Origin of the sequence: Ulvibacter sp. MAR_2010_11 (assembly GCF_002813135.1) — a bacterium.
Classification (GTDB): domain Bacteria; phylum Bacteroidota; class Bacteroidia; order Flavobacteriales; family Flavobacteriaceae; genus Altibacter.
This window is the reverse complement of the sequence record NZ_PHTY01000001.1, coordinates 2,251,472-2,274,819: the sequence shown is the minus strand read 5'-3', so window position 1 is coordinate 2,274,819 and position 23,348 is coordinate 2,251,472. Positions and strand designations below refer to the sequence as shown.

Sequence of the window (23,348 nt, the reverse complement as noted above, 5' to 3'; positions counted from 1 at the left end):
TGTTTTGTGGTGTTATTCTTTGGTAAGCGTAATTTGCTGCTTTAAATTATCTTTTAAAAGTTCGAAAGCCGAATTCCATGTGTCGAATTTTTCCTTTTTAATAAGGCGCTTCTTTAAATTGATATCCTTCTTAAAGATAATTTTGTTCCCGGTCTTGGTATAACTTACGTCAATGCCTACCAGTTCGTTATTCACCGAAATATTCTCGGGCATCTCAACCGTATACCCTTCCGGAATTTGAAGCTGAATCTCGGTGATAATGCGTTCTTTTATCTGAAACTTATAATCGGATGTGCGTTTGGTGAAAATCCAACCCGAAGCGTCTTTTACGGGATCAATGTCTATATACATCGTTCCATCGAAGCTTGTAATTGCCTTTGCAATGCTAACATCATAAGAAATAGTGAGGTCTTCGTCTCTATTTTCCTGATCGAAGGGTTTAATTTCCTTCACATTGTAATTTGAATTGCCCGATTTAAGATATCCGGACAAGACATCGGTCTGATTATCTTTCCCGAGGCTGCTATATACATTCTGAAAAGCAACTCTGGACTCCCCGCCGTAATGTCTGCTGGCATCTCCAACCAAAGTCTCATCTTCAATTGTTAAGCGGTAGCTCGTTTTATCTATATTAACATCACTTTCAGCAACAGGAACGGTAAGAATTTTAAATCCGTCTTTGTCCTGTAACAAGGCTTGTTTATTCTGAATTCGGGTAGCATATTCACCAAAACGATTGTATTTTTCGGTGCCATCCAAAAAGATGGACTTCCCGTTTAAATCGACCGCACAAATCATATGATTGTCCACCGAAAGTGAAGGAATGGAATAATCGTATGCCAATCGGTCGGTGCCTATCCAGACCAATTGCGAGTCGAAACCGGCAACTTCCAGCATGGATTTGGTTAAAATTGCCATCCCCTTGCAATCTCCGTAACGCTTTGTAAACACATTTTGCGGACTGTCCGGTTTAAAGCCGGCAATCCCGTCTTCGAAGGCGATATACCGAATATTATCTTGTACCCAATAAAAGATATTCTTTATTTTTTCTTCTTCAGAAATAGCACCTGCAGTTAGTTCATCCACTTTTGAAGCAAAAACCGTGGCATCTATATCCACACTATTTGCCAGACCATTATACCATCCATACAAATCGTCAACCCTGCCAAAAAGGGTTTTGGTGGCTGTTCCGTCATTATAAGATTTTGCAATAAACAACACATGCGGATACACATAGGAAGGCCCGGGAGTATTCGCTTCGTCAGACTGAGGGTCGATTCCTTTAAATGTATAGGTGATTTTTTGTCCTTCCCTGACAGTTTCAGCAGTCTTTTGAATGTCGAAACCTTCAAAATTGAATTCTTTAATCTCCATATCCAGCCAATCGGGGATGGTGATACTAAGTTCGCCGTCCAGTATTCGATACTGATCTGAAAAGTATTCACTCGTAAAGTACTTAACATCATTGTACTTCTTTTCTGTGTCTATTTCAATGGCGTAACCCTGCAACGGAAATGTAATATTGGCGAATTTCACACGATAGTCTGTATGAAACATATCCTCGCTCTTTAAATGTTCATCGTAAATTCTGGAACTGGCCCCTCCAAGGTCCTTTCCCCGGTAATCTTTTAGCTGAAAGCGCTCCACTTCAGACTCTGAGTCGTAAAATACAGGATACTGCAACCGTGAATTAGAACTAATATTCAGTAGAGTGATGGATTGCTGCTTGATTGCTTCCACGAAGCCGGCGCGTTTATTTCGGTTAAACGATACCACTATTTTTTTTGACAGCGCAATTACATCTTCATCTTCAAAAGCGCTTTTTAACTGCTTCGCCTGTTCAATCGCTTCGGGTGTGGGGTCGGATTTTCTTTGGGCAAAAGAGGAAACAACAATAAGCCCTGCAAAAAGGCAGTATAGGAAACGATTCATTCAGTAAAAAAATGGTTCAGCCGTAAATATAAAACTATTATTTACTTAAATACATTTTTCTTCTTGCATATAAATCATAAAAAGCGTCGTCCTTAAGGCTGTCTATAAACAAAATACTTTCTCCGGTACTCTTCATTTCAGGTCCCAGTTGTTTGTTTACATTCGGGAACTTATTAAAACTGAAAACCGGCTGCTTAATAGCATATCCTTCCAATTGCGGATTAAAATTGAAATCGGTTACCTTATTATGACCCAACATTACCTTTGTGGCATAATTTACATAGGGCTCTTTGTACGCCTTTGAAATAAACGGAACTGTTCTCGAAGCTCTCGGATTGGCCTCAATGATATATACCATATCATCCTTAATAGCAAACTGAATATTGATAAGCCCTACCGTCTTTAAAGCCTTTGCAATTTTTACGGTGTGATCCTTAATTTGCTGCATCACAAATTCCCCTAAATTGAAGGGTGGCAAGGTAGCATTCGAATCTCCCGAATGGATCCCGCAAGGTTCTATATGCTCCATGATACCAATAATGTAGACGTTTTCACCATCGCAGATAGCATCTGCTTCGGCTTCAATGGCTCCATCTAAATAATGGTCGAGTAAGAGTTTGTTATTTGGAATTTTCCGAAGTAAATCGACCACGTGTTCTTCCAGTTCTTTTTTGTTAATCACAATCTTCATTCCTTGTCCTCCCAAAACGTAGGAAGGTCTAATAAGTAGCGGGAAATCTAAACGATCTGCCAGTGCAAGGGCTTCTTCGGTGGTTTCGGCAACACCAAACTCGGGATAAGGAATATCATTTTCTTTCAGCAAGGCAGAAAAACTTCCGCGATCTTCGGCCAAATCCAAACTTTGGTAACTTGTTCCCAACACCTTTATTCCGTAGCGATCTAACTTTTCAGCAAGCTTTAAAGCCGTTTGTCCACCCAACTGTACAATAACCCCTTCGGGTTTTTCATGACGAATAATATCATAAATATGTTCCCAGAATACCGGTTCAAAATACAGCTTGTCTGCCACGTCGAAATCGGTTGAAACCGTTTCCGGATTACAGTTAATCATAATGGTTTCGTAGCCTATTTCGCTAGCGGCCAGGACTCCGTGCACACAGCAATAATCGAACTCAATTCCTTGTCCGATACGGTTAGGTCCCGACCCCAGTACAATTACTTTTTTCTTGTCGGTTACAACACTGTCATTTTCCGAATAACGCTCCCCTTCCTTGGTTTGCATCTCGTTTTCGAAGGTAGAATAGTAGTAAGGTGTTTCAGCTTTAAATTCGGCTGCACAGGTATCTACCAACTTGTAAACACGCTGGATATTCATCTCTTCACGCTTTTTGTACACCTGACTCTCAAGGCATTTAAGCATATGTGCAATTTGACGATCACCGTAGCCTTTTTGTTTCGCTTCCAATAGCAATTCGCGAGGTAAGGTGGCCAGGCTAAAACGTGATATTTCCTGTTCCAGCATGTACAATTCTTCATACTGCTTCAGGAACCACATGTCTATTCTTGTAATTTCGTGGATTCTACTTAGCGGAATTCCCATCTGAATGGCATCGTAAATCACAAAAACACGATCCCAACTGGCATTTTTAAGTTTGTCGAGTATTTGTTCGTAGTTGGTATAACTTTTTCCGTCGGCTCCCAGACCATTTCGCTTAATTTCCAGCGACTGAGTGGCTTTGTGCAATGCTTCCTGAAAAGATCTCCCAATTCCCATTACTTCTCCAACCGATTTCATTTGAAGTCCGAGGGTGCGCTCTGAACCTTCAAATTTGTCGAAATTCCATCGTGGAATTTTTACGATGACATAATCTAGGGTAGGTTCGAATAACGCCGAAGTAGACTTTGTAATTTGATTGTCCAATTCGTCCAAACGATACCCAACGGCCAGTTTAGCAGCAATTTTTGCAATTGGATATCCGGTAGCTTTGGATGCTAATGCTGAAGAGCGCGACACTCTAGGATTAATTTCGATGGCAATAATATCTTCATTTTCATCGGGGCTTACGGCAAACTGTACATTACAACCCCCGGCAAAATCCCCTATGCTACGCATCATTTTAATGGCCATATCCCGCATGCGTTGATAGCAGGTATCGCTCAATGTCATGGCAGGAGCTACGGTGATTGAATCTCCGGTATGGATTCCCATAGGATCCATATTTTCGATGGTACAGATAATTACCACGTTATCGTTGTTATCGCGCAGCAGCTCTAATTCGTATTCTTTCCACCCCAACAAAGCCTTATCAATTAGCACTTCGTGAATGGGAGACGCCTCCAAGCCATAGGTTAGTAGGGCATCAAACTGATCTTCGGTATGTACAAAGGACGCACCGGAGCCTCCAAGGGTGAAGGACGGACGAATAACCAATGGAAAACCAAATTCCTGAGCGATTTCTTTTCCTGTTAAATAGGAATTCGCAATTCTAGCAGGCGCAACAGGAATCCCGATTTTTATCATTAAATCTTTAAATTGATCTCTATCTTCGGTAATATTGATTGCGGCAATATCCACACCAATAATTTTAATATTGAAATCTTCCCAGATCCCCTTTTCATCGGCTTCGATACATAAATTCAATGCTGTCTGACCTCCCATTGTTGGCAGAACAGCATCAATTTGAGGATGTTCTTTTAAAATTTTTATTAGGGATTTTGTGGTAAGTGGTAACAGGTATACATGATCGGCCATTGAAGGGTCGGTCATAATGGTTGCCGGGTTGGAATTTATAAGAACGGTTTCAATTCCGTCTTCTCGAAGCGATCGCAAGGCTTGCGATCCGGAATAATCAAATTCACATGCTTGCCCAATAACGATAGGGCCTGAGCCAATAATTAAAACAGATTTTAGATTAGGATTTTTAGGCATTGTAAGGGATTCTTTTTCGGTACTACAAAATTACGATTCGAGAGGGTATAAAAAAAAGGTGTTGCTTTTAAACAACACCTTTTTATGTATAACTTATCAACATTATTTTTTGTGACGAGATTCAGAGGATACAGAAATTTTCTTTCTTCCTTTCGCTCTACGCGCAGCTAAAACTTTTCTACCGTTTACAGATGCCATACGCTCTCTAAAACCGTGTTTGTTTCTTCTCTTTCTCTTTGATGGCTGAAATGTTCTTTTGCTCATTTTCTAATTCTTTATCTTCTGAAAAAATCTTTTTCTTAATTGGATCAAAAACCCGTTACAGTGTCTCGGGCTTGCCATTTAAAGCAAACATATTTTTTGCTTCGCGTAGGCGGGTGCAAATATACAATCATTTTTTACTTTCCCAAACGGAAAACATAAAATATTTTTGAATGTTTTTAGTACCTTTGCTGCCCTACAAAAATAGAATTCATGTTCAATAAAAATATAAAATTAGTATTAGCCGTTTTAGTGTTCGCCTGGGCCATCTGGCAATTTGTCGAAGGAAATATAGGAAACGGGATCATGTTGATTTTCCTTTCGCTTATATTTATATTCCTCTACTTTAAAAATGAGCTTATCCTTATGGCGTTTCTACGCCTCAGGAAGCAGGATTTTCCCGGAGCTAAGAAATGGCTCGATAAAATTAAAAACCCCGAAGCCGCCCTGGTGACAAAACAACAAGGGTATTACAATTACCTCAACGGACTCATGGTCTCACAGACCAATATCAACGAAGCTGAAAAATATTTCAAGAAAGCAGTGGGTCTGGGCTTGTCGATGGACGCCGATATGGCTATGGCAAAATTAAACCTTGCCGGAATTGCAATGACCAAGAATCGCAAAAGAGAAGCCGAACTTTTACTTGCTGAAGCCAAAAAGCTGGACAAGCACAATATGATGGATGAGCAAATAAAAATGATGAAGCAACAAATGAAGCGTGCCGGACAGCCAAGACAACAATTTGGAGGTGGCAGATCTGGCCGAGGCGGACGTGTACGTTAGTAACAAATTGTTTGTCAAATTGTTATAATAGCATGTTTTAATTCCATTTAAAACCAAAAATGTTAATATAATACCATTTTCTAAAGGTTTTTCAGGAAAGACTTCCTAAATTTACAGTGCTAAAACGCTATGTTGCCTATGGGTAAATTGCTACTTGCCCTTCTGCTGTTCCTACACCTTCCTGCGCTCTGTCAAGATGTCGAGTCGGACAATCTATTTTCCGAGAAGATTGGTAAAAACATTCGCAAATACCGTAAAGAGGCAAAGCTTGCATATATCCAGAAAGACGAGGATCGGGCTCAGTTTCTTTTCGACTCCTTAATACAAAATGTGGTGAATGGAAGTATTCTGGACAACTTTAAAGTGCGGAAATTTTCAGGTAAAAAAATAGAATTATACAAATTTGAAAAGCCAACCTACCTCATAACCTATGCTTCCTGGTGTGTTCCGGGAATTGGAGAGATACCTGCTTTTAATGATATTGCCGACTTACATCATAAAGAAATTGATTTTGTAGTGCTCTTTTGGGGTCCAAAAAAGAAAATCAAAAAGTTTAAGAGGAAATTTAGCAAGCATGTTCAGGTCTTGTTTGTAGACGAAAAAGAAAACAAAAACGACTTTACGATAAAAACCATGAAGCACAGCCTTGGGTTTCCTACTTCTTTCTTTATCGATGGCGACAAAAAAATACTGGATGTACGGCGTAATTTATTTCACCATTATTTAGAAGGGTACGCAAATTCCTATACCGCAAACTACCAAAGCTTTATGAGTGGTGTCTCTATGCTGTTAAATAAGAACTAAGTTTCTCTCCAAACTTTCCGTCTTTATTGCCCCAGATTGTAATATCCTTTTTCAGGAATTTCAATAAAATATTCCTTTTTTGATGCGTTTTTAAGGAAAGTATCCCGCAACCACGGATTGTGAATCTTTAATATTTTATAATTGATTCCGTGTAATTTTGCAAACTCTGCAAAATCGGTCACCTCAGTATCTACCTTTACCTTGTAGGTGGGAATTTGTTTGTATAAATCCTTATCTCTGTAATTGAATCCGTACTTCTTCGGATTCGATAAAATTTCTTTAAAAGCCAAAATCCTGAAAACATACCTACTTGTTTCATCATTCAACAACAAATCGTAGTAATTATTATCCGATTTTTGTCGGTCAATCTGCTTGTTTACGCCTCCGTTACCTGCGTTATAAGCTGCGGCGGCCAAAGTCCAGCTTCCAAATTTTTGTTTCGAATTCTTCAAGTATTCGGCAGCTACCTTGGTGGCTTTTTCCAAATGATAACGCTCATCTACATAATCATTCACTTCCAGACCGTATTCTTTACCGGTACTGCTTAAAAACTGCCAGAATCCGGCGGCTCCTGCTGGAGATTTTACATTGTCTAATCCACTTTCGGCCACAGCCAAATATTTAAAATCGTCCGGAAGTCCGTATTGCTTCAAAAGGGGTTCAATTATGGGAAAATACTTATTTGCCCTTTTTATCATTAACAAAGCATTGGATTGCCAATAGGTGTTAACTAACAATTCTCTATCCAATCGTTCTCTAATATCCGGTTCATTTAAAGGAACAGCCTCTCCTGCAAATTCAATATAATCGGGAAGCGGTAACGCATACACATTGTAATCGTTCACTAACTTCTTTTCCAAAGTCTCATCGGTAGGAGCTTCCTGCACGGCAAATACGCACAAACTGCCTACCCCAATAAGCACTGTAAACAATCCTATTTTCGATAAAATGGTCATAACTAAAAATTTTGATTAAAGATAAATAATAATGTCTGGTAATATTGGCCTCGAGATGTTAATTATTCCCGGATTATTTCAAGGATCTTTTCAGAAATTTCCTTGCCCTTTAAAATAATCATCACGTGAGTACCTCCAGCAACAATCGTGCTGTTTTTAATATGTTTTATTGGAAAAACGATGTCTTTATCACCGTGAATATGCACTACTCCATCCACGGGCATTTTTCTGTTCCAACACACCATATTTTGAATTGCCCAATCCAAATACTGTTTGTCTCTTACATGCAGGTATTCCTGATACAATCTGAGCCTTTTTTCGCTTCGGGGACCCACGGCAAATTTTGTGAGATCTTCGGCACTTAAAACCAAACTGGTGGGAACCAATTTGTAGAAAAAAGTTCTCCTAGCAAACTTCAATCTTCTGGGCAATTCGGCTCTTGTCTTAACGCTGGATATTATAATTAATTTCTTCAACTTTAAAAAAGTGCTCATTTCCTGAACAACTACTCCACCAAACGAAACTCCAATAAGTACACTGTCTTCTTCGGTTACCAAAGCTGCCATCCGCTTCGCATAAGACAACATCGTTTCCTTTTTTTCAGGAATAAGCCATTGTAAAATGTGCAGTGCGTAAGGCTCTTCCGGCAGACTTATATTTCTGAATATTTCAGGTCCGGCTGCCATTCCGGGAACAAAGTAAACGTGTGTCTTGTTGTGGGTCATATTGTTTCAGAAGAGAATTATGGTTTCGCCCGAAGATTATTCGTAAATTTACATCACAAAGATACTATTATCTTATCCTTTAGGGGCAAAATCAATGAAGAAGGACTTATTTATAGTATTTCCCGGCAGGGAATTGAGAAATTGCAGGTGTAACATTTACAATACTTTGTATCGGTTTTATGACCCCATTCTTTCTCTCCCTTCCAACTTTAGATTTACTCATTTTGAGAAACTTATCCGCCAAACTATTCTTGCATTAACGCTCAACAAAGGCGGTAATTTGGTATCTTTGTAGTCGCTTTGAATAAATAAAATTAACTCCCATGATTGAAGATGTGCAAATTACCGACAACGAATTTTTGAGACAGTTTGAACTAGAGGTGGGCGATAATATGGCGCGCATAGAGTATGCATTGCAGGACAGGAAAATTTTCCTTACCAAATACGATATGCCGCAAGACATGGAAGATCAAGGTTTTCGGGATATTTTTATAAAAGCCGTTTTCGAAGAAGTGAAAGAAAGAGGAATTAGTTTGGTTCCCACTAGTCCGGAAATTGCCGGTTTTATGCGTAAAAATCGAAGAGTTTACAAAGATCTGCTTCCCGTTGGAATAAGTCTCTAATGTTTAGGGCGTTCCCTGCATCGCGGGCAAGGCTGGACAACTCGCTTCGATCCATTCAAAGCGTACTAATCCGTCTTCATCAATTTTATTGAGCTCCACAGCATGCAACGTATTTACCAATTCGGGATTCCAGGGTGCCTTTACTTTCACATAATTCTCGGTAAATCCGTGAATATATCCTTCCTTATTTTCCCCTTCAAACAAAACTGTACGAGTGCTTCCTAACTCCCTCTCATAAAAGGCGTGACGTTTTTTGGCCGAAAGTCCGCGTAACATCTTACTGCGTTTATTTCTTATTTTTTGAGGCACCACTCCTTCCATAGTAGCTGCAGGTGTATTGTCTCTTTCAGAATAGGTAAAAACATGTAAATACGAAATATCCAATTCATTTAAAAAATGATAGGTTTCCAAAAAATGTTCTTCCGTTTCGCCCGGAAATCCTACAATCACATCTACCCCTATACAGGCATGAGGCATCACTTCGCGGATTGCAGCCACGCGTTCCACATATAACTCACGCAAATACCTGCGTCGCATCAACTTTAAAATAGCATTGCTCCCACTTTGTAGCGGTATGTGAAAATGAGGCACAAAGGTTTTAGATTGTGCCACAAAACGAATGGTTTCATCTTTTAGCAGATTGGGTTCTATCGAAGAAATACGCAAGCGTTCAATTCCGGGAACCGTATCCAGGGCTTTTACCAAATTTAAAAAGGTGTGTTCATGTTTTTTGTTGCCAAATTCACCTTTTCCATAGTCACCTATATTCACCCCGGTAAGGACAATCTCTTTGATCCCTTGCTTCGAAATTTCCTCGGCATTGTACAACACATTTTGCAGGGTGTCACTTCTTGAAATTCCTCTTGCCAGCGGGATAGTGCAATAGGTACATTTGTAATCACAACCATCCTGAACTTTTAAGAAAGCGCGTGTTCGATCTCCAATGGAATAGGATCCTACGTAAAAATTGGCTTCCTCAATCTCACAAGAGTGTACTTCGCCATAATCGTTCTTGGTAAGGTCATTTAAATATGCAGTTATATTAAATTTTTCGGTAGCGCCCAGGACGAGATCTACACCTTCCACATCGGCCAATTCGTGCGGTTTTAATTGGGCATAACACCCAACGGCCGCTACAAAGGCTTCAGGATTAACCTTTTGAGCCTGCTTAACAATATTTTTAAATCGCTTGTCTGCATTTTCAGTAACACTACAGGTGTTAATTACATAGATATCTGCTTTTTCAGTAAAATCTACACGCTCAAAGCCTTCCGAAGTAAAATTTCGGGCAATGGTAGATGTCTCACTGAAATTGAGCTTACAACCCAACGTATAAAATGCAACTTTTTTTGTAGCGTTCATTCTTGTTCTTGTATTTTTGACAAACGAGAGGGCAAAGATACGAAGAATTGTAGATAGTGATTAGTGATTAGTGATTTGGGATTTGGGATTTGGAATTTGGAATTTGGAATTTGGAATTTGAAAGTTGAGATTTATAGAAGTATTCATTCCCCGAAATTGTACCTTGGGCACACTTAAGAAATTCGTAAATTTAGTTAGTATGATTCGTTTCCTTTGGACAGTTTTTATTGCAACTACACTATTTTCCTGTGGGAAGGATACCTCTTTTAAAAACGACCACCTTGTCTTTCGTTATAACGAACACGGGAACATTCCAACTCTGGATCCGGCATTCGCCCGAAACCCCCAAATTATCTGGCCTACCAATCAGTTGTATAACGGACTCGTACAGTTAGACGATTCATTGAATATTCAACCGGATATTGCCAAATCCTGGATGGTAAACGATTCTACTTTTACCTATACTTTTTATCTGCGTGACGATGTGTATTTTCATAAAAATAAGGTGTTTGGAAAGGATTCCACCCGACTCGTAACTGCATCCGATTTTGTGTATAGTTTCGACCGTTTAAAAGATGAAAAAGTAGCGTCTTCAGGAAGCTGGGTGCTCAATGCAGTAGATTATTATAAAGCAGAAAACGACACCACCTTTGTCATACAGTTACAAAAACCCTTTCCGGCGTTTTTGGGATTACTTTCCATGCGGTATTGCTCGGTAGTTCCGAAAGAAGCAGTTGATTATTATGGAAGTGAATTCCGAAGAAATCCGGTGGGAACAGGTCCTTTTCAGTTTAAATTATGGGAAGAAAATGTAAAATTGGTATTTCGGAAAAATCCGTTGTACTTCGAAAAAGACGTGGTCGGCATCCAACTCCCTTACTTAGAAGCTGTTTCCATTACGTTTTTACCCGACAAACAGAGCGAGTTTTTACAATTTGCTCAAGGAAAACTGGACTTCCTGAACAGTCTGGACAATTCGTATAAAGATGAGATACTTACTACCCGAGGCGAATTGCAAGAAGCATACAAAAAAGATTTCTACCTTATTAAAGGGCCTTTTTTAAATACTGAATATCTAGGCTTTTTTATGGGTGCACAAACCCCTGAAATACAATCCAAAGCTTTACGGCAAGCATTTAATTATGGCTTTGATCGAAGTAAAATGGTCACCTATCTCCGCAATGGAGTAGGGATTCCGGCTGTTCACGGCTTCATTCCCGAAGGCTTACCCGGTTATGCTAATATTGAAGGTTATTATTACAATCCCGAAAAGGCCACAGCGCTCATCGACCAATATAAATCTGAAAACGGCGACAAGACTCCGCAGATTACTATCGGGACTAACAGTCAGTATCTGGATCTTTGCGAATACATACAAAGAGAACTTCAAAAATTAGGTTTACAAATCACAATCGATGTGATGCCTCCCTCTACCTTAAGACAGATGAAATCGAGTGGCGAATTAGATATTTTTCGCGCAAGCTGGATTGCCGATTACCCCGATGCCGAAAATTACCTGTCGCTTTTTTACAGTCCGAATTTTACACCCAACGGTCCTAACTACACACACTTTAAAAGTGAAATATTTGACAGTTTGTATGTAAAAGCACTCACTATTTCTAATATTGATGAACGCAAAATACTTTACACACAGATGGACTCTATTGTAATCAATGAGGCGCCTGTAGTGCCGCTATTTTATGATATGGCCATACGTTTTGTCAATAAAAAGGTAAGCGGGCTGGGTATCAATCCGCAGAATTTTTTAATTCTGAAACGGGTAAAAAAAGAAAAGTAATTTCTTCTGCATTGTCACATTCCAAATAAACCTGCCGAGTATTTCTTTAATAGTAAATTCGTAACTTTTCATTTAACTCATACGTATAATTAATAAAGCACTATGAAATATAAAAGTACAGGCACAAGAGCCGGTCATAAAATATTTGTTCGGAAACGGGAAACCAATTTCGATAAAAGTGCACCCCTAAAAAGTTCTTTTGGCACGTTTGAAGATCACAAAGAAATGAAAACCTATGCATATGCAGCTTTTCAAAAACGAATGTTTAAGAAAAGACGAGGTGAGCAGCGAAAACTAAGACTCATTGTAATAACTACCATTGCGATTGTTATTATCATCTATCTTTTGACACCATCAATTATTGAATTTATGTTCGGGGACAGGCATAGACCTATACTATTTCAGTAAGCAACTATAATTTCAAAACGGGCTTCGCAATACGTTAATTACCAAATAATTAACAAACCCTCTTTATCTATTGTCGTAATTTTCTGGAAAACATCATCATGAAACGAAACGACTTTTTAAAAACTGTAGGCGGCACCGGATTATTAGTAGCTGCCACTCCCCTCATGGCATTTGGCTACTCGACCGATCCAGATCCGCAATTGGACAAGGATTTGGTTGCAACTTTTGTGGGAGCCGGGCATGGGAAATTTGACGTGGTAAAAGAACTGCTGGAAGAACATCCCACTTTATTGAACGCAGCTCACGACTGGAAATTTGGCGATTTTGAAACTGCTTTAGGCGCGGCTTCGCATGTAGGCCATAAAGAATTGGCGCAGTATTTAATCGATAAAGGCGCTCAGACAAATATTTTTACTGCAGCGTTATTTGGAAGGATGGACATTATAAAACCTATGCTGGAAGCCTTCCCTGCGACCTTGCATGCCAAGGGTCCACATGGATTTACATTATTACATCATGCCCAAAAAGGGGGAGACGAAGCTGAAGCTGTTGTCGAATATTTACAGAGTTTGGGAGCTACAGAAGCAAAAGTGGCTTTGTACTAATCGCGGCGCCATTTGGCGGACGTTTCAAAAATATGCTCCAGAATTCGAGCATCGGGCTGGGTAAATTCCACCCCACGGCGCGACATAACAACCTGTGCTACTTCAAAGGCTTTGTCGGTTTTAAACGTGGTCATGCCTCCACTTCCGCCCCAACTAAAGCTGGGAATAAAATTCCTGGGAAAACCGCTTCCGAAGATATTGGCGCTTACACCTACCACCGTACCTGTATTAAACATGGTGTTAATACCGCATTTGCTGTGGTCACCCATCATCAAGCCGCAAAATTGCAATCCGGTACGTGCAAAACTTTCGGTTTCGTAGTTCCAAAGACGTACTTCGGCGTAATTGTTCTTCAAATTTGAATTGTTGGTATCGGCACCCAGATTACACCACTCCCCTATAACCGAATTGCCTAGAAATCCGTCGTGACCTTTGTTTGAATATCCAAACAACACCGAATTGTTTACCTCTCCTCCTACCTTACAATACGGTCCTACCGTTGTGCCACTGTAAATTTTGGCCGCCATTTTAACGGTGGCACCTTCACAAAGCGCAAAGGGTCCGCGTATCATACTCCCTTCCATAATTTCGGCATTTTTACCAATATAAATGGGTCCTTCGGTTGCATTTAGAGAACAAAGTGGCAATTTGGCTCCTTCCTCAATGAAAATCTGCTCTTTATTAAAAGCAACCGTTGTTTCAGGGATGGGCAATGAAGTTCTCCCCTTGGTAATTAAACTGTAGTCACGCTTAATGGCTTCGTGATTTTTTGAAAAGATATCCCATGTATTTTCAATTCGGAGCACATCTTCTTCGGTGTATTGTAGTATGGTATAGCCGTCAAAATCGACCTCCTGCCCTTCAGTTGTAAAAAAAGCAATGGGTTCATCCTCATAAAATACTGCCTGATTTTCAAGGAGACCTTTAATCGTTTCCGTCAACTTTTCAGAAGGAATAAAAGATGCATTGATGAGCACGTTTTGATCCATTTCGACCATGGGCCATTTTTCAGATAAGTAATCTTCGGTGACAGTTGTGGTAGTGAATCCCAAATGTTTTTCCCATTTCTCCCGAAGCGTTAAAATACCCACGCGGATATCGGCTACGGGTCGGGTAAATGTGAAAGGAAGCAACTGATTGCGAACGTTTCCGTCGAATAGGATGTAATTCATAAAGTAGTATTCAGTAAACGGTTAACAGTTTGCAGTAAATATACTAAAGAAGTTACGAAAAGCTCTAAATTGAAAACGCAGTTTTGACAAACTAAATTAATCTAGTATCTCCAAACCCATTTGTTTGTCCAACCGAACTTGATTGGGTTTCTAGTTCGCTCATGTAAAAACTTTATTTAGGTTTCGGCTTCGCTCAACCTACAATAAAAAACCAAGTTTGATTCTGTTTCGGCTTCGCGCAACCTACAAACAAAAAAAACCCTCGATTTCTCGAAGGTTTGTATGGTATGCTAAAAAAAAAAGACTATTCTTCTTTTTTGAATTTAGCGTATTTGTTTTTGAACTTGTCAATACGTCCTGCAGTGTCTATTAGTTTAGACTTACCGGTATAGTAAGGGTGAGAAGTTCTGGAAATTTCCAATTTCACCAAAGGATACTCTACACCATCAACATCAATAGTCTCTTTCGTATCGGCAGTAGATTTGCTTAAAAAAACATCTTCGTTAGACATGTCTTTAAAGGCTACTAATCTATAATTCTCGGGATGGATACCTTGTTTCATTTTCTTGTAATTTTAATACTTCTCGATTTTGAGTGTGCAAATTTAAGGATTATTACCAAATGCACAACAAATTTATTTACTTTTTTAATGGAAACCTAAAAAGTGATTAAAATTGGAAAATACAAATGTATAAGATTCTTAGTTTCACAAAAAACATCTGTAACGTTTTGCTATCTTTGTTAACTAACAAACCAAACCAATTCCGTTTACGGAACCAAAAAACTTCAACTCATGGAATCACAAAAAGCTTCTGTTAAAAAAATTGCATTGAATTACGGTCTAATGATGGCCTTAGGTACAATTGTAGTATCGGTTATTGTTTATGTTATGGGCATGCACATGGAACAACCATGGTGGCAATCTGTACTTAACTTTGCCATTATGACCGCTGCGATTGTTTACGGATTAAAAACCTTTAAAAAAGAGGGAGACGGATTCCTATCTTTAGGAGATGCATTAAAAACAGGACTTGCCATTTCATTGGTGGCCGGACTTATAGGTTCTATTTTTACCTATCTCTTTGTGACTGTTATCGAACCCGATTTTGTCACTCAGATGCTGGATGTAACACGGGAAAAAATGATTGAAAATAATCCGCAAATGACTAACGATCAAGTAGAAATGGCCATGGGAATGACCGAAAAGTTTATGTCACCCTGGATTATGACCGCGATGGGCTTAATTGCCTCATTATTCTTCGGATTTATAATTTCACTAATTGCAGGTTTAATTATGAAACAAAATCGTCCGGAAAATTACTAGAAATTTCTTTTGATGAATCTATCTATCGTAATTCCACTTCTTAACGAAGAAGAATCTATAACCGAATTATACCATTGGATTGCACAGGTGATGCAGTCCAATGGTTTTTTATATGAAGTAATTTTTATAGATGACGGAAGTACCGATAAATCCTGGGAGATAATCGAAGCCTTAGCTGCGCAAAACACCCAAGTAAAAGCAATTCGATTTTTGAGAAATTTTGGTAAATCTCAAGCACTTCATGCCGGTTTTGCTATGGCACAAGGCGATGTGGTAATTACCATGGATGCCGATTTACAAGACAGCCCTGAAGAAATTCCCGAACTCTATAAAATGATTACCGAAGCAGGCTTTGACCTGGTTTCGGGATGGAAAAAGAAACGCTACGATTCGATTGTTTCTAAAAACCTACCTTCAAAATTGTTCAATTTTGCCGCCCGAAGAACTTCCGGTGTTCGTTTGCACGATTTTAATTGCGGCTTAAAAGCCTATCGGAATGATGTCATAAAAACCATTGAAGTGACCGGCGAAATGCATCGCTACATTCCGGTATTAGCCAAAAATGCAGGCTTCGACGCGATTGGTGAAAAAGTTGTGCTACACCAGGCCAGAAAATATGGAACCACAAAATTTGGCGCCGAACGCTTCGTTCGCGGCTTTTTAGATCTTATTACCATTTGGTTTTTATCACGCTTCGGAAAACGACCAATGCACCTTTTTGGCGCCTGGGGAGCCATCATGCTCTTTGTAGGTTTCTGTTTCGCACTGTATTTGGGTATTGACAAACTTTTTATCAATCCTTCCGGCAGACTTATCACCGAAAGACCTCAGTTTTATATCGCCCTCACAGCTATGATACTTGGGAGTCAGTTGTTTTTAGCAGGCTTTTTAGGAGAATTGCTACTTCGCACCAAAAAAGACAACGCCAACTACATCGTTAAAGAACAGCGAAACTTCAAACAATAACCGTTAAGTTTCTTATTTTTGCAGATGATTGCCAAATTGGTAGCGATTAATTTTTCAGAATGATTTACGTAGATCCTAACATCCTTGAGCGCGTCAACCGATGGCTCACCCCTACATTCGATACAGAAACACAGCAGACCATCAAAGAAATGATTGCCTATGACCCCGAAGGTCTCGAAGACAGTTTTTATAAGAATCTGGAATTCGGGACAGGCGGAATGCGAGGTATCATGGGAGTTGGTGATAATCGTATTAATAAATTTACATTGGGGAAAAACACTCAAGGAATTTCAAATTATTTGAAAAAACAATTCCCCAATCAACCCATCAAAGTAACCATTGCGTACGATTGTCGTCATAACAGTAAATCGCTGGCTAGGTTGGTTGCCGATGTGTTTTCAGCCAACGGAATACAGGTTTTTCTATTTTCTGAATTACGCCCTACACCCGAACTCTCTTTTGCCGTAAAATACTTGCAATGTCAATGCGGAATTGTGCTTACAGCCTCTCACAACCCTCCCGAATACAATGGTTATAAGGTGTATTGGGAAGATGGCGGACAATTAGTTCCACCACAGGACGGGGAAATTATAGCCGAAATCAATGCATTGAAATATTCCGACATACAATTTGAAGCGAATAGTGCTTTAATTACATTGATTGATACGGAAGTGGATGAGGCCTTTGCTGAAGCTTCAGTTAAAAACGGAAGTTTTGATACTCCTCAGCAAATGAAGGACAATCTGAAGATTGTTTTTACCCCGCTCCACGGAACGTCCATCACTATGATTCCGAAGGTATTGGAAATGGCAGGTTATAAAAATGTAAGTGTTGTAGCAGCACAGGCAACACCGGACGGGGACTTCCCAACGGTAACATCTCCCAATCCCGAAGAACCCGAAGCCTTGCGAATGGCCATTGAGCTTGCAGACGAAACAGCTGCAGATATTGTAATTGGTACCGACCCCGATTGTGATCGCCTGGGAATAGCGGTTCGTGACACTAACGGAAAAATGACCATCCTTAACGGGAATCAGGCGATGGTGATAAAAACTTACTTTTTGTTGGAACAATGGCAAAAAGCAAGTAAGCTCAACGGAAAACAATTTGTAGCAAGTACTATTGTTTCAACACCGATGGTTTCAAAAATTGCCGGTAATTTTGGAGTACACTATAAAGAAGGACTTACCGGATTTAAATGGATCGCCAAAATGGTAAAAGACTTTCCCGAACTTGAATTTATTGGAGGAGGCGAAGAAAGTTTCGGATATATGGTGGGCGATTTTGTGCGTGACAAAGACGCGGTGACCGCTACCCTACTCGCCTGTGAGATTGCCGCACAGAAAAAGGCTTCAGGCAGCAGTTTATTCCGGTATTTGCAGGAAATCTATTCAAGAGTAGGTTTTCACAAGGAACATCTGGTGTCACTGGTAAAAAAAGGCAAAAAAGGAGCGGAAGAAATTTCAGAAATAATGAAACAGCTTCGTTCCAATCCCTATGACCAAATTGCAGGCAAAAAAGTACTAAAGATTGAAGATTACCAAACCGGAGTTGCTAAAAATATACTTGGTGGCACATCAGAAATTATGGATATCCCAAAATCGAATGTCCTAATTTATTATACCGAAGACGGCAGTAAAATTGCTGCCCGACCCAGTGGTACGGAGCCAAAAATAAAATTTTATATAAGTGTGCATACTTCAAAAAATGATGAAAAAGCACTTCAGCAAAAAATAGATGCGATTCTATTACACCTAAATATCAGCTAGTGAAATACTTCAAGAAAATATTAAAATATGCCATTCCTTATAAAGGATATGCCTGGCTGAATATTATTTCGAACATTTTTTATGCCTTATTCGGGACGTTAGCGATGATATCCTTGTTTCCTATGCTATCGGTCTTGTTCGACAATACAAAGCGACTTGATGTAAAACCGGTTTGGACAGGCATTGCAGATGCGAAGGACTTTATTGAAAACTCACTTAACTATTTTGTCACACAAAAGGCCAATGAAGGTACAGAAGATGTCCTAATATTTATGGTGGTACTGGTTATTGGTATGTTCTTATTAAAAAACCTATTCGGATATTTGGCAATGTTTTTTATAACTTTTCTTCGGAATGGGGTATTGAAAGATTTGCGTAACGATTTATACAAAAAAACCGTTGATCTTCCGGTTTCTTTTTATTCTGAAAAGCGCAAGGGAGATACAATAGCAAGGCTTACCAGTGATGTATTAGAGATTCAACATTCCTTTTTATCGATATTAGAATTAATTGTACGTGAACCTTTAACCATACTTTTTGCAATTGCTGCCATGCTCATTATTAGTGTGAAGCTTACACTCTTTGTGTTTATTTTTATTCCGGTGTCGGGTTTTATTATTTCCCGAATAGGCAAGAGCCTAAAGAGTCATAGTGATAAGGTGCAAAAGGAACAGGGCTTTTTTCTTTCTATTTTGGAAGAAACGCTTGGCGGACTTAAAATTATTAAAGGATTTAATGCCGAACCTATTTTCAACAACCGTTTTAAAGAATCTACATCTCGCTTTTTTAAATTTTCAAATTCATTATTGAATCGTCAAAACCTGGCTTCTCCCACCAGTGAGTTCTTGGGGATTGTGGTAATTTCTATACTTTTATGGTATGGCGGACAAATGGTTTTGGTTGAAAAATCCTTGCAACCTGAACTCTTTATTGTTTATATGGGACTGGCATATCAAATTCTAACACCAGCCAAAGCGATAAGTAAGGCAAGTTATGGTGTAAAAAAAGGAAATGCCGCTGCCGAACGTGTCTTAGAAATCCTCGAAACCGAATCGGCCATCAAAGATGCTCCCAATGCCATTGAGAAAGAAGGATTTTCGAGTGAAATTGCTCTCGAAAATATTTCCTTTAAATATGAAGACGATTGGGTGCTTCAAAAATTTTCACTTACCGTTCCCAAAGGACATACCGTTGCACTTGTGGGTCAAAGCGGTAGCGGGAAGAGTACGATTGCTAATTTGGTAACCAGATTCTATGACGTAAATAAAGGTGAGATTAAAATTGACGGGCTAAGTATTAAAGACATCACTCAAAAATCGTTACGAAGCCTTCTAGGGTTAGTAACGCAAGACTCCATATTATTTAACGATACTATTAAGGGAAATTTGTTGGTTGCCAAGGAAACCGCGACCGATGATGAGATCATTGAGGCTTTAAAAGTTGCCAATGCCTGGGAATTTGTTTCAATTTTACCAAAGGGAATCGATACCAACATTGGTGATAGCGGTAACAAATTAAGTGGCGGACAAAAACAACGCCTGAGCATTGCTCGAGCCGTTCTGAAAAATCCACCCATAATGATTTTGGACGAAGCAACTTCAGCGTTGGATACCGAAAGTGAACGATTAGTACAGGAAGCATTGGAAAACATGATGAAGAATCGAACCTCTATTGTAATAGCACATCGACTATCAACTATTCAAAATGCCGATACTATTGTTGTGCTCTCCAAAGGTACCATAGTGGAACAAGGAAAACACAAAGAATTACTGGACAAAAAAGGGGTGTATTACAGCCTCGTAGAAATGCAATCTTTTGCATAAAAAAAAAGAGCGATTTGGGGCACCGCTCTTTCTTTATTTTTGTCACCGCATTTGGGGCACGCGGCAACACTTTTAACATAAGTATGAGTCAAATATATATTTAACTTTTGAATCTACCAAATAAAATTTGCATTTTATCTATAAACTATGCATTTCATCGATTTTTTTAATAAAGTGAAATTATCTTTTCCTACAAACAAAGATAATTTCACTTACAAACTTTTAAGCATAAAAAAAACGGGCCAGCCCCCGCTTAGGCCCGTTTAGTGCGTTCTTATTACAGTTGGGGCTAATAATAAAGAACATATACATAAGAAGTATCTAGCGAAAGTAGTAAAATTTTTCCTACAAAAAAATAAAATTTGCATTTTATCTAAAAAAAGTGCTTTTAATCGGGAATATTTAACATTTTGCTTCTTTTATAGTAGCATAAAAAACTAAAATTAAACCCTTGGGAGTTATATTAGTCATAGTTTAAACGAAAATAGTCTGTGATTGAAGAACAGTCTTTAGTAAGTGCCCTACAATCGGTAGCACATAAGGAAACGGCGTTTAGAGAATTAGTTTCTTTATATAAGGAGCGATTGTATTGGCATGTGCGAAAGATTCTTTTGGACCACGACGATACCGATGATGTTTTACAGAACACCTTTATAAAAATCTTCAGAAATATTGATAAGTTCAAAGGAGATAGCAAATTATATACCTGGATGTATCGAATTGCGACTAACGAAGCACTTACATTTCTTTCAAAAAAAGCCAAAAGAGCCGGAACTTCGAGTGAAGAAGTGATGAACCACGCAATTTCTAATCTTGAAAGTGATGTGTATTTTGAAGGAAGTGAGATTCAGTTACAACTACAAAAGGCAATTGCTACCCTTCCACCGCGACAACAACTAATTTTTAATATGAAGTACTTTGATGATATTACCTATGAAGACCTTTCAGAAGTATTAGACACATCGGTTGGCGGACTAAAAAGCAGTTATCATATTGCTGTGCAAAAAATTAAGGCCTATTTAACCGATAATGAAACTTTTTAAAATTTTTAAAGTCAAAAGTGTATCATGAAACAAGAAGAAGAAAAATACAAGCACGGTTTTAAAGTCCCCAAAGGCTATTTTGAGGGTTTTGAGAAGCGTTTATTCGATTCTTCTCAAACCAATGAGCTGCCGCAACAATCGGGTTTTAAAGTTCCGGAAGGCTATTTTGAGCAACTCGAAGAAAATGTGTTACAAAAAGCTGCTTCCGCCGAAGCCCCATCCAAGGTGGTTTCGTTGCTAAACAATTCCTATACGAGGTATGTAGTCGCAATAGCTGCTGCTTTGGTTTTATTATTTTCAGTTATAAAATTAAATCAGTCCGGAACCAATACGTTTCAGGAAATAGAAATAAGCAGTATTTCAGACTATATAGAAGGAAATTCAGATTTTGACGTGTACGACGTGATGGCCCTTATGCAAGACGATGAAATTTCAGGAATAACTTTGGAAAACAATTTACTTTCAAAAGATCTTATCGAATCATATCTTTTGGATACCATAGACGAATCAGCACTACTAATAGAATAGAGATGAAAAAATTATTATTGTTAGTTTTATTTATAGGTGTAGCCGCGGGTGCACAAGAAAATAAACACGAAAAAATCAAGGCTCTTAAAAGAGCCCATATAACCGAAGTTTTAGCGCTATCAACCGCCGAAGCAGAAAAATTCTGGCCGGTCTACAAAGTCTATGAAGACAAAATGGACGTAATGCGGCGCTCCGAACGAAAGGAGCTGGGAGTCTTTAAGCGTGACAGCCTGGAATCTCTTACAGATGCGGAAGCAAATACATTAATCGACAAATTGTTGGAGATAAAATCCAAAGAATTGGAATATAGGCGTGAATTAATTTTGGAACTTCGGAAGGTAATATCGCCTAAGAAAGTGCTTAAGCTAAAAAAGGCAGAGGAGGAATTTAAAAGAGAGTTGTTAAAACAATACAGAAATAGAAAAGGAAAAGAATAAATGTTGGTTTTTGTTAGTGATTTCGGTTAATTAGTACTTAATCGAGTTTTTAAAAAGGAGTCTTAAAGGCTCCTTTTTTCTATTTCTTAAATGTTAGTTTCGATATCTTGTTTGGACCGCTTGCAAATGCCACTGTATCATTCACAAACTCGATGGCGTAAAAGCCTTCCGATGACAATTCTATCCAACTCTCTCCTCTATCATTGCTATAAGAAATACCGGGCGAGCCTACGGCTACAATTCCATTTCCTTTTGTTCCCGGCACAAACCGTACACTCGAACGATACCCGGGTCCTTTTCCATTACTGATTAAATTCCATGTTTTACCACCATCGGTAGTAATTGCTTTATTTCCTTCGTTAAAATCTTTATCGTCCCAATTTCCACCAAAGATTACTCCTACCGATTCATCATAAAAATCGATACTGTATATTCCGGTCATCACCTTTCCCTGAATTATAGGTGTAGCATACACTTCCCATGTTTTGCCTTTGTCCGGCGAATGAAAGACTCGTGCCTTAATTCCCCCGGTTGCAATCCAAACATGATTCCCATAAAGTGCAATATTCGAGTTACTGGCAGCAAAGGCGGCCTCCCCTTCTACCGTTTTTGGCAATTGACTGCAGGGCAGTTTTTTCCAGGTGGATCCACCATCTTCTGTCATAATTACCGATAAACAATCTTCGGTGGGATCACCCATAGCAATTCCTTCTTTGTCATTCCAGAATGCCATGGCGTCATAAAACACCTTTTCTCCTTTTTCTACATAAACTTCTTCTACTGCTGTTGCTTCGTTAGAATCGAAACCAATTTTATACAATACGCCGGGATTGGCTACACTTAATACAAACACTGTATTTTTGGTAGTGGCAATGGCTCTGAACTGCAACAATGAATCGCCGTATTTAAAAGCCGCTAATTTGGGAGTTTCCTTATCAATAAGCCCAACCATACCTTTGTTTGCGGCAAACCACACCCTATTTTCATCTAAGGGAGCAATGGCTCGAATACTTAAACTGTCTGTAAACACAGGTTTAATCTCAAGGTGAGTGAATTCGGGAGCTGTAGGATTTCCACAGGCAATGAGTAAAGATGCTATTAGAAAAGAAAGTAGTATACGCATTGGAAAAAATTTT

At 39.0% G+C, this 23,348-nt stretch carries 22 protein-coding genes; 13 read left to right on the top strand and 9 right to left on the bottom strand.

What is annotated here, in order from left to right:
• Positions 1-12: 12 nt before the first annotated feature.
• From ATE92_RS10380 to rpmH, 3 genes are all read right to left on the bottom strand, one after another.
• Positions 13-1,932: a transglutaminase domain-containing protein gene (locus tag ATE92_RS10380; protein WP_100803643.1), complete on the bottom strand. Its 1,920-nt coding sequence runs from the start codon at positions 1,930-1,932 to the stop codon at positions 13-15.
• Between the two features lie 37 nt (positions 1,933-1,969).
• Positions 1,970-4,822 carry a carbamoyl-phosphate synthase large subunit gene (gene carB, locus ATE92_RS10375; protein ID WP_100803642.1) on the bottom strand — a complete coding sequence of 951 codons (2,853 nt, stop codon included), beginning with the start codon at positions 4,820-4,822 and terminating at the stop codon, positions 1,970-1,972.
• 102 nt (positions 4,823-4,924) lie between these two features.
• Positions 4,925-5,086, bottom strand: a complete 162-nt coding sequence (gene rpmH, locus ATE92_RS10370) for a 50S ribosomal protein L34 (RefSeq protein ID WP_100803641.1) — start codon at positions 5,084-5,086, stop codon at positions 4,925-4,927.
• A gap of 210 nt (positions 5,087-5,296) precedes the next feature.
• Between rpmH and ATE92_RS10365 the strand changes: the two genes are divergently transcribed.
• Both ATE92_RS10365 and ATE92_RS10360 read left to right on the top strand, forming a co-directional pair.
• Positions 5,297-5,869 (top strand): hypothetical protein, encoded by a 573-nt coding sequence (locus ATE92_RS10365; protein ID WP_100803640.1) that lies wholly within the window; start codon positions 5,297-5,299, stop codon positions 5,867-5,869.
• Positions 5,870-6,007: 138 nt separating this feature from the next.
• A complete protein-coding gene (locus ATE92_RS10360) occupies positions 6,008-6,673 on the top strand; it encodes a redoxin domain-containing protein (protein ID WP_100803639.1) in 666 nt (221 codons plus the stop codon).
• A gap of 23 nt (positions 6,674-6,696) precedes the next feature.
• Here the strand turns inward: ATE92_RS10360 and ATE92_RS10355 are convergent, their stop codons facing one another.
• The gene (locus tag ATE92_RS10355; protein WP_100803638.1) at positions 6,697-7,629 is read right to left on the bottom strand and encodes a lytic transglycosylase domain-containing protein; all 933 of its coding nucleotides are present in this window, start codon (positions 7,627-7,629) and stop codon (positions 6,697-6,699) included.
• Between the two features lie 62 nt (positions 7,630-7,691).
• The gene (locus ATE92_RS10350) at positions 7,692-8,354 is read right to left on the bottom strand and encodes an alpha/beta fold hydrolase (protein ID WP_100803637.1); all 663 of its coding nucleotides are present in this window, start codon (positions 8,352-8,354) and stop codon (positions 7,692-7,694) included.
• A 323-nt stretch (positions 8,355-8,677) separates the two neighbouring features.
• Here ATE92_RS10350 and ATE92_RS10345 point away from each other — a divergent pair, with 323 nt between their 5' ends.
• Positions 8,678-8,977 carry a GNAT family N-acetyltransferase gene (locus ATE92_RS10345; RefSeq protein WP_100803636.1) on the top strand — a complete coding sequence of 100 codons (300 nt, stop codon included), beginning with the start codon at positions 8,678-8,680 and terminating at the stop codon, positions 8,975-8,977.
• Between the two features lie 3 nt (positions 8,978-8,980).
• Here ATE92_RS10345 and mtaB read toward each other — a convergent pair whose 3' ends face one another.
• Positions 8,981-10,339, bottom strand: coding sequence for a tRNA (N(6)-L-threonylcarbamoyladenosine(37)-C(2))-methylthiotransferase MtaB (mtaB, locus tag ATE92_RS10340; protein ID WP_100803635.1), 1,359 nt, complete (start codon positions 10,337-10,339; stop codon positions 8,981-8,983).
• 199 nt (positions 10,340-10,538) lie between these two features.
• Here mtaB and ATE92_RS10335 point away from each other — a divergent pair, with 199 nt between their 5' ends.
• The 3 genes from ATE92_RS10335 (at position 10,539) to ATE92_RS10325 (ending at position 13,150) form a co-directional block, all read left to right on the top strand.
• Positions 10,539-12,137, top strand: coding sequence for an ABC transporter substrate-binding protein (locus tag ATE92_RS10335; protein ID WP_100803634.1), 1,599 nt, complete (start codon positions 10,539-10,541; stop codon positions 12,135-12,137).
• 102 nt (positions 12,138-12,239) lie between these two features.
• Complete coding sequence (locus ATE92_RS10330; protein ID WP_100803633.1) at positions 12,240-12,545, top strand: hypothetical protein; 306 nt, start codon at positions 12,240-12,242, stop codon at positions 12,543-12,545.
• A 98-nt stretch (positions 12,546-12,643) separates the two neighbouring features.
• Complete coding sequence (locus tag ATE92_RS10325) at positions 12,644-13,150, top strand: hypothetical protein (protein ID WP_198515617.1); 507 nt, start codon at positions 12,644-12,646, stop codon at positions 13,148-13,150.
• Here ATE92_RS10325 and ATE92_RS10320 read toward each other — a convergent pair.
• Both ATE92_RS10320 and ATE92_RS10315 read right to left on the bottom strand, forming a co-directional pair.
• The gene (locus ATE92_RS10320) at positions 13,147-14,322 is read right to left on the bottom strand and encodes a GlmU family protein (RefSeq protein ID WP_100803632.1); all 1,176 of its coding nucleotides are present in this window, start codon (positions 14,320-14,322) and stop codon (positions 13,147-13,149) included. The genes ATE92_RS10325 and ATE92_RS10320 overlap by 4 nt on opposite strands.
• A gap of 304 nt (positions 14,323-14,626) precedes the next feature.
• Positions 14,627-14,884, bottom strand: coding sequence for a type B 50S ribosomal protein L31 (locus ATE92_RS10315; RefSeq protein ID WP_100803631.1), 258 nt, complete (start codon positions 14,882-14,884; stop codon positions 14,627-14,629).
• A 231-nt stretch (positions 14,885-15,115) separates the two neighbouring features.
• On the opposite strand from ATE92_RS10315, the gene ATE92_RS10310 reads away from it, so the two are divergent.
• The 7 genes from ATE92_RS10310 to ATE92_RS10280 all read left to right on the top strand — a co-directional run bounded on the left by ATE92_RS10310 (position 15,116) and on the right by ATE92_RS10280 (position 22,212).
• Complete coding sequence (locus ATE92_RS10310; protein ID WP_100803630.1) at positions 15,116-15,646, top strand: DUF4199 domain-containing protein; 531 nt, start codon at positions 15,116-15,118, stop codon at positions 15,644-15,646.
• Between the two features lie 12 nt (positions 15,647-15,658).
• Entirely contained in the window at positions 15,659-16,612 is a 954-nt protein-coding gene (locus ATE92_RS10305) for a glycosyltransferase family 2 protein (RefSeq protein WP_100803629.1), read from the top strand.
• Positions 16,613-16,671: 59 nt separating this feature from the next.
• Complete coding sequence (locus tag ATE92_RS10300; protein WP_198515616.1) at positions 16,672-18,381, top strand: phospho-sugar mutase; 1,710 nt, start codon at positions 16,672-16,674, stop codon at positions 18,379-18,381.
• On the top strand, positions 18,381-20,204 hold the full coding sequence (locus ATE92_RS10295; protein ID WP_100803628.1) for an ABC transporter ATP-binding protein: 1,824 nt from the start codon (positions 18,381-18,383) through the stop codon (positions 20,202-20,204). Before ATE92_RS10300 ends, ATE92_RS10295 begins: the two co-directional genes overlap by 1 nt.
• 491 nt (positions 20,205-20,695) lie before the next feature.
• Entirely contained in the window at positions 20,696-21,247 is a 552-nt protein-coding gene (locus tag ATE92_RS10290; protein WP_100803627.1) for an RNA polymerase sigma factor, read from the top strand.
• A gap of 24 nt (positions 21,248-21,271) precedes the next feature.
• Complete coding sequence (locus tag ATE92_RS10285) at positions 21,272-21,775, top strand: hypothetical protein (protein ID WP_100803626.1); 504 nt, start codon at positions 21,272-21,274, stop codon at positions 21,773-21,775.
• A 2-nt stretch (positions 21,776-21,777) separates the two neighbouring features.
• Entirely contained in the window at positions 21,778-22,212 is a 435-nt protein-coding gene (locus ATE92_RS10280) for a sensor of ECF-type sigma factor (RefSeq protein ID WP_100803625.1), read from the top strand.
• A 79-nt stretch (positions 22,213-22,291) separates the two neighbouring features.
• Here ATE92_RS10280 and ATE92_RS10275 read toward each other — a convergent pair whose 3' ends face one another.
• Positions 22,292-23,335 carry an oxidoreductase gene (locus ATE92_RS10275; RefSeq protein WP_100803624.1) on the bottom strand — a complete coding sequence of 348 codons (1,044 nt, stop codon included), beginning with the start codon at positions 23,333-23,335 and terminating at the stop codon, positions 22,292-22,294.
• Positions 23,336-23,348: the final 13 nt, after the last annotated feature.

Coding starts and splice junctions, on each gene's coding strand:
- ATE92_RS10305 (WP_100803629.1), top strand. CDS start 15,659: ATGAATCTATCTATCGTAATTCCACTTCTTAACGAAGAAGAATCTATA.
- ATE92_RS10300 (WP_198515616.1), top strand. CDS start 16,672: ATGATTTACGTAGATCCTAACATCCTTGAGCGCGTCAACCGATGGCTC.
- ATE92_RS10280 (WP_100803625.1), top strand. CDS start 21,778: ATGAAAAAATTATTATTGTTAGTTTTATTTATAGGTGTAGCCGCGGGT.
- rpmH (WP_100803641.1), bottom strand. CDS start 5,086: ATGAGCAAAAGAACATTTCAGCCATCAAAGAGAAAGAGAAGAAACAAA.
- ATE92_RS10315 (WP_100803631.1), bottom strand. CDS start 14,884: ATGAAACAAGGTATCCATCCCGAGAATTATAGATTAGTAGCCTTTAAA.
- ATE92_RS10380 (WP_100803643.1), bottom strand. CDS start 1,932: ATGAATCGTTTCCTATACTGCCTTTTTGCAGGGCTTATTGTTGTTTCC.
- carB (WP_100803642.1), bottom strand. CDS start 4,822: ATGCCTAAAAATCCTAATCTAAAATCTGTTTTAATTATTGGCTCAGGC.
- ATE92_RS10330 (WP_100803633.1), top strand. CDS start 12,240: ATGAAATATAAAAGTACAGGCACAAGAGCCGGTCATAAAATATTTGTT.
- ATE92_RS10310 (WP_100803630.1), top strand. CDS start 15,116: ATGGAATCACAAAAAGCTTCTGTTAAAAAAATTGCATTGAATTACGGT.
- mtaB (WP_100803635.1), bottom strand. CDS start 10,339: ATGAACGCTACAAAAAAAGTTGCATTTTATACGTTGGGTTGTAAGCTC.
- ATE92_RS10355 (WP_100803638.1), bottom strand. CDS start 7,629: ATGACCATTTTATCGAAAATAGGATTGTTTACAGTGCTTATTGGGGTA.
- ATE92_RS10335 (WP_100803634.1), top strand. CDS start 10,539: ATGATTCGTTTCCTTTGGACAGTTTTTATTGCAACTACACTATTTTCC.
- ATE92_RS10320 (WP_100803632.1), bottom strand. CDS start 14,322: ATGAATTACATCCTATTCGACGGAAACGTTCGCAATCAGTTGCTTCCT.
- ATE92_RS10365 (WP_100803640.1), top strand. CDS start 5,297: ATGTTCAATAAAAATATAAAATTAGTATTAGCCGTTTTAGTGTTCGCC.
- ATE92_RS10350 (WP_100803637.1), bottom strand. CDS start 8,354: ATGACCCACAACAAGACACACGTTTACTTTGTTCCCGGAATGGCAGCC.
- ATE92_RS10325 (WP_198515617.1), top strand. CDS start 12,644: ATGAAACGAAACGACTTTTTAAAAACTGTAGGCGGCACCGGATTATTA.
- ATE92_RS10345 (WP_100803636.1), top strand. CDS start 8,678: ATGATTGAAGATGTGCAAATTACCGACAACGAATTTTTGAGACAGTTT.
- ATE92_RS10285 (WP_100803626.1), top strand. CDS start 21,272: ATGAAACAAGAAGAAGAAAAATACAAGCACGGTTTTAAAGTCCCCAAA.
- ATE92_RS10275 (WP_100803624.1), bottom strand. CDS start 23,335: ATGCGTATACTACTTTCTTTTCTAATAGCATCTTTACTCATTGCCTGT.
- ATE92_RS10360 (WP_100803639.1), top strand. CDS start 6,008: ATGGGTAAATTGCTACTTGCCCTTCTGCTGTTCCTACACCTTCCTGCG.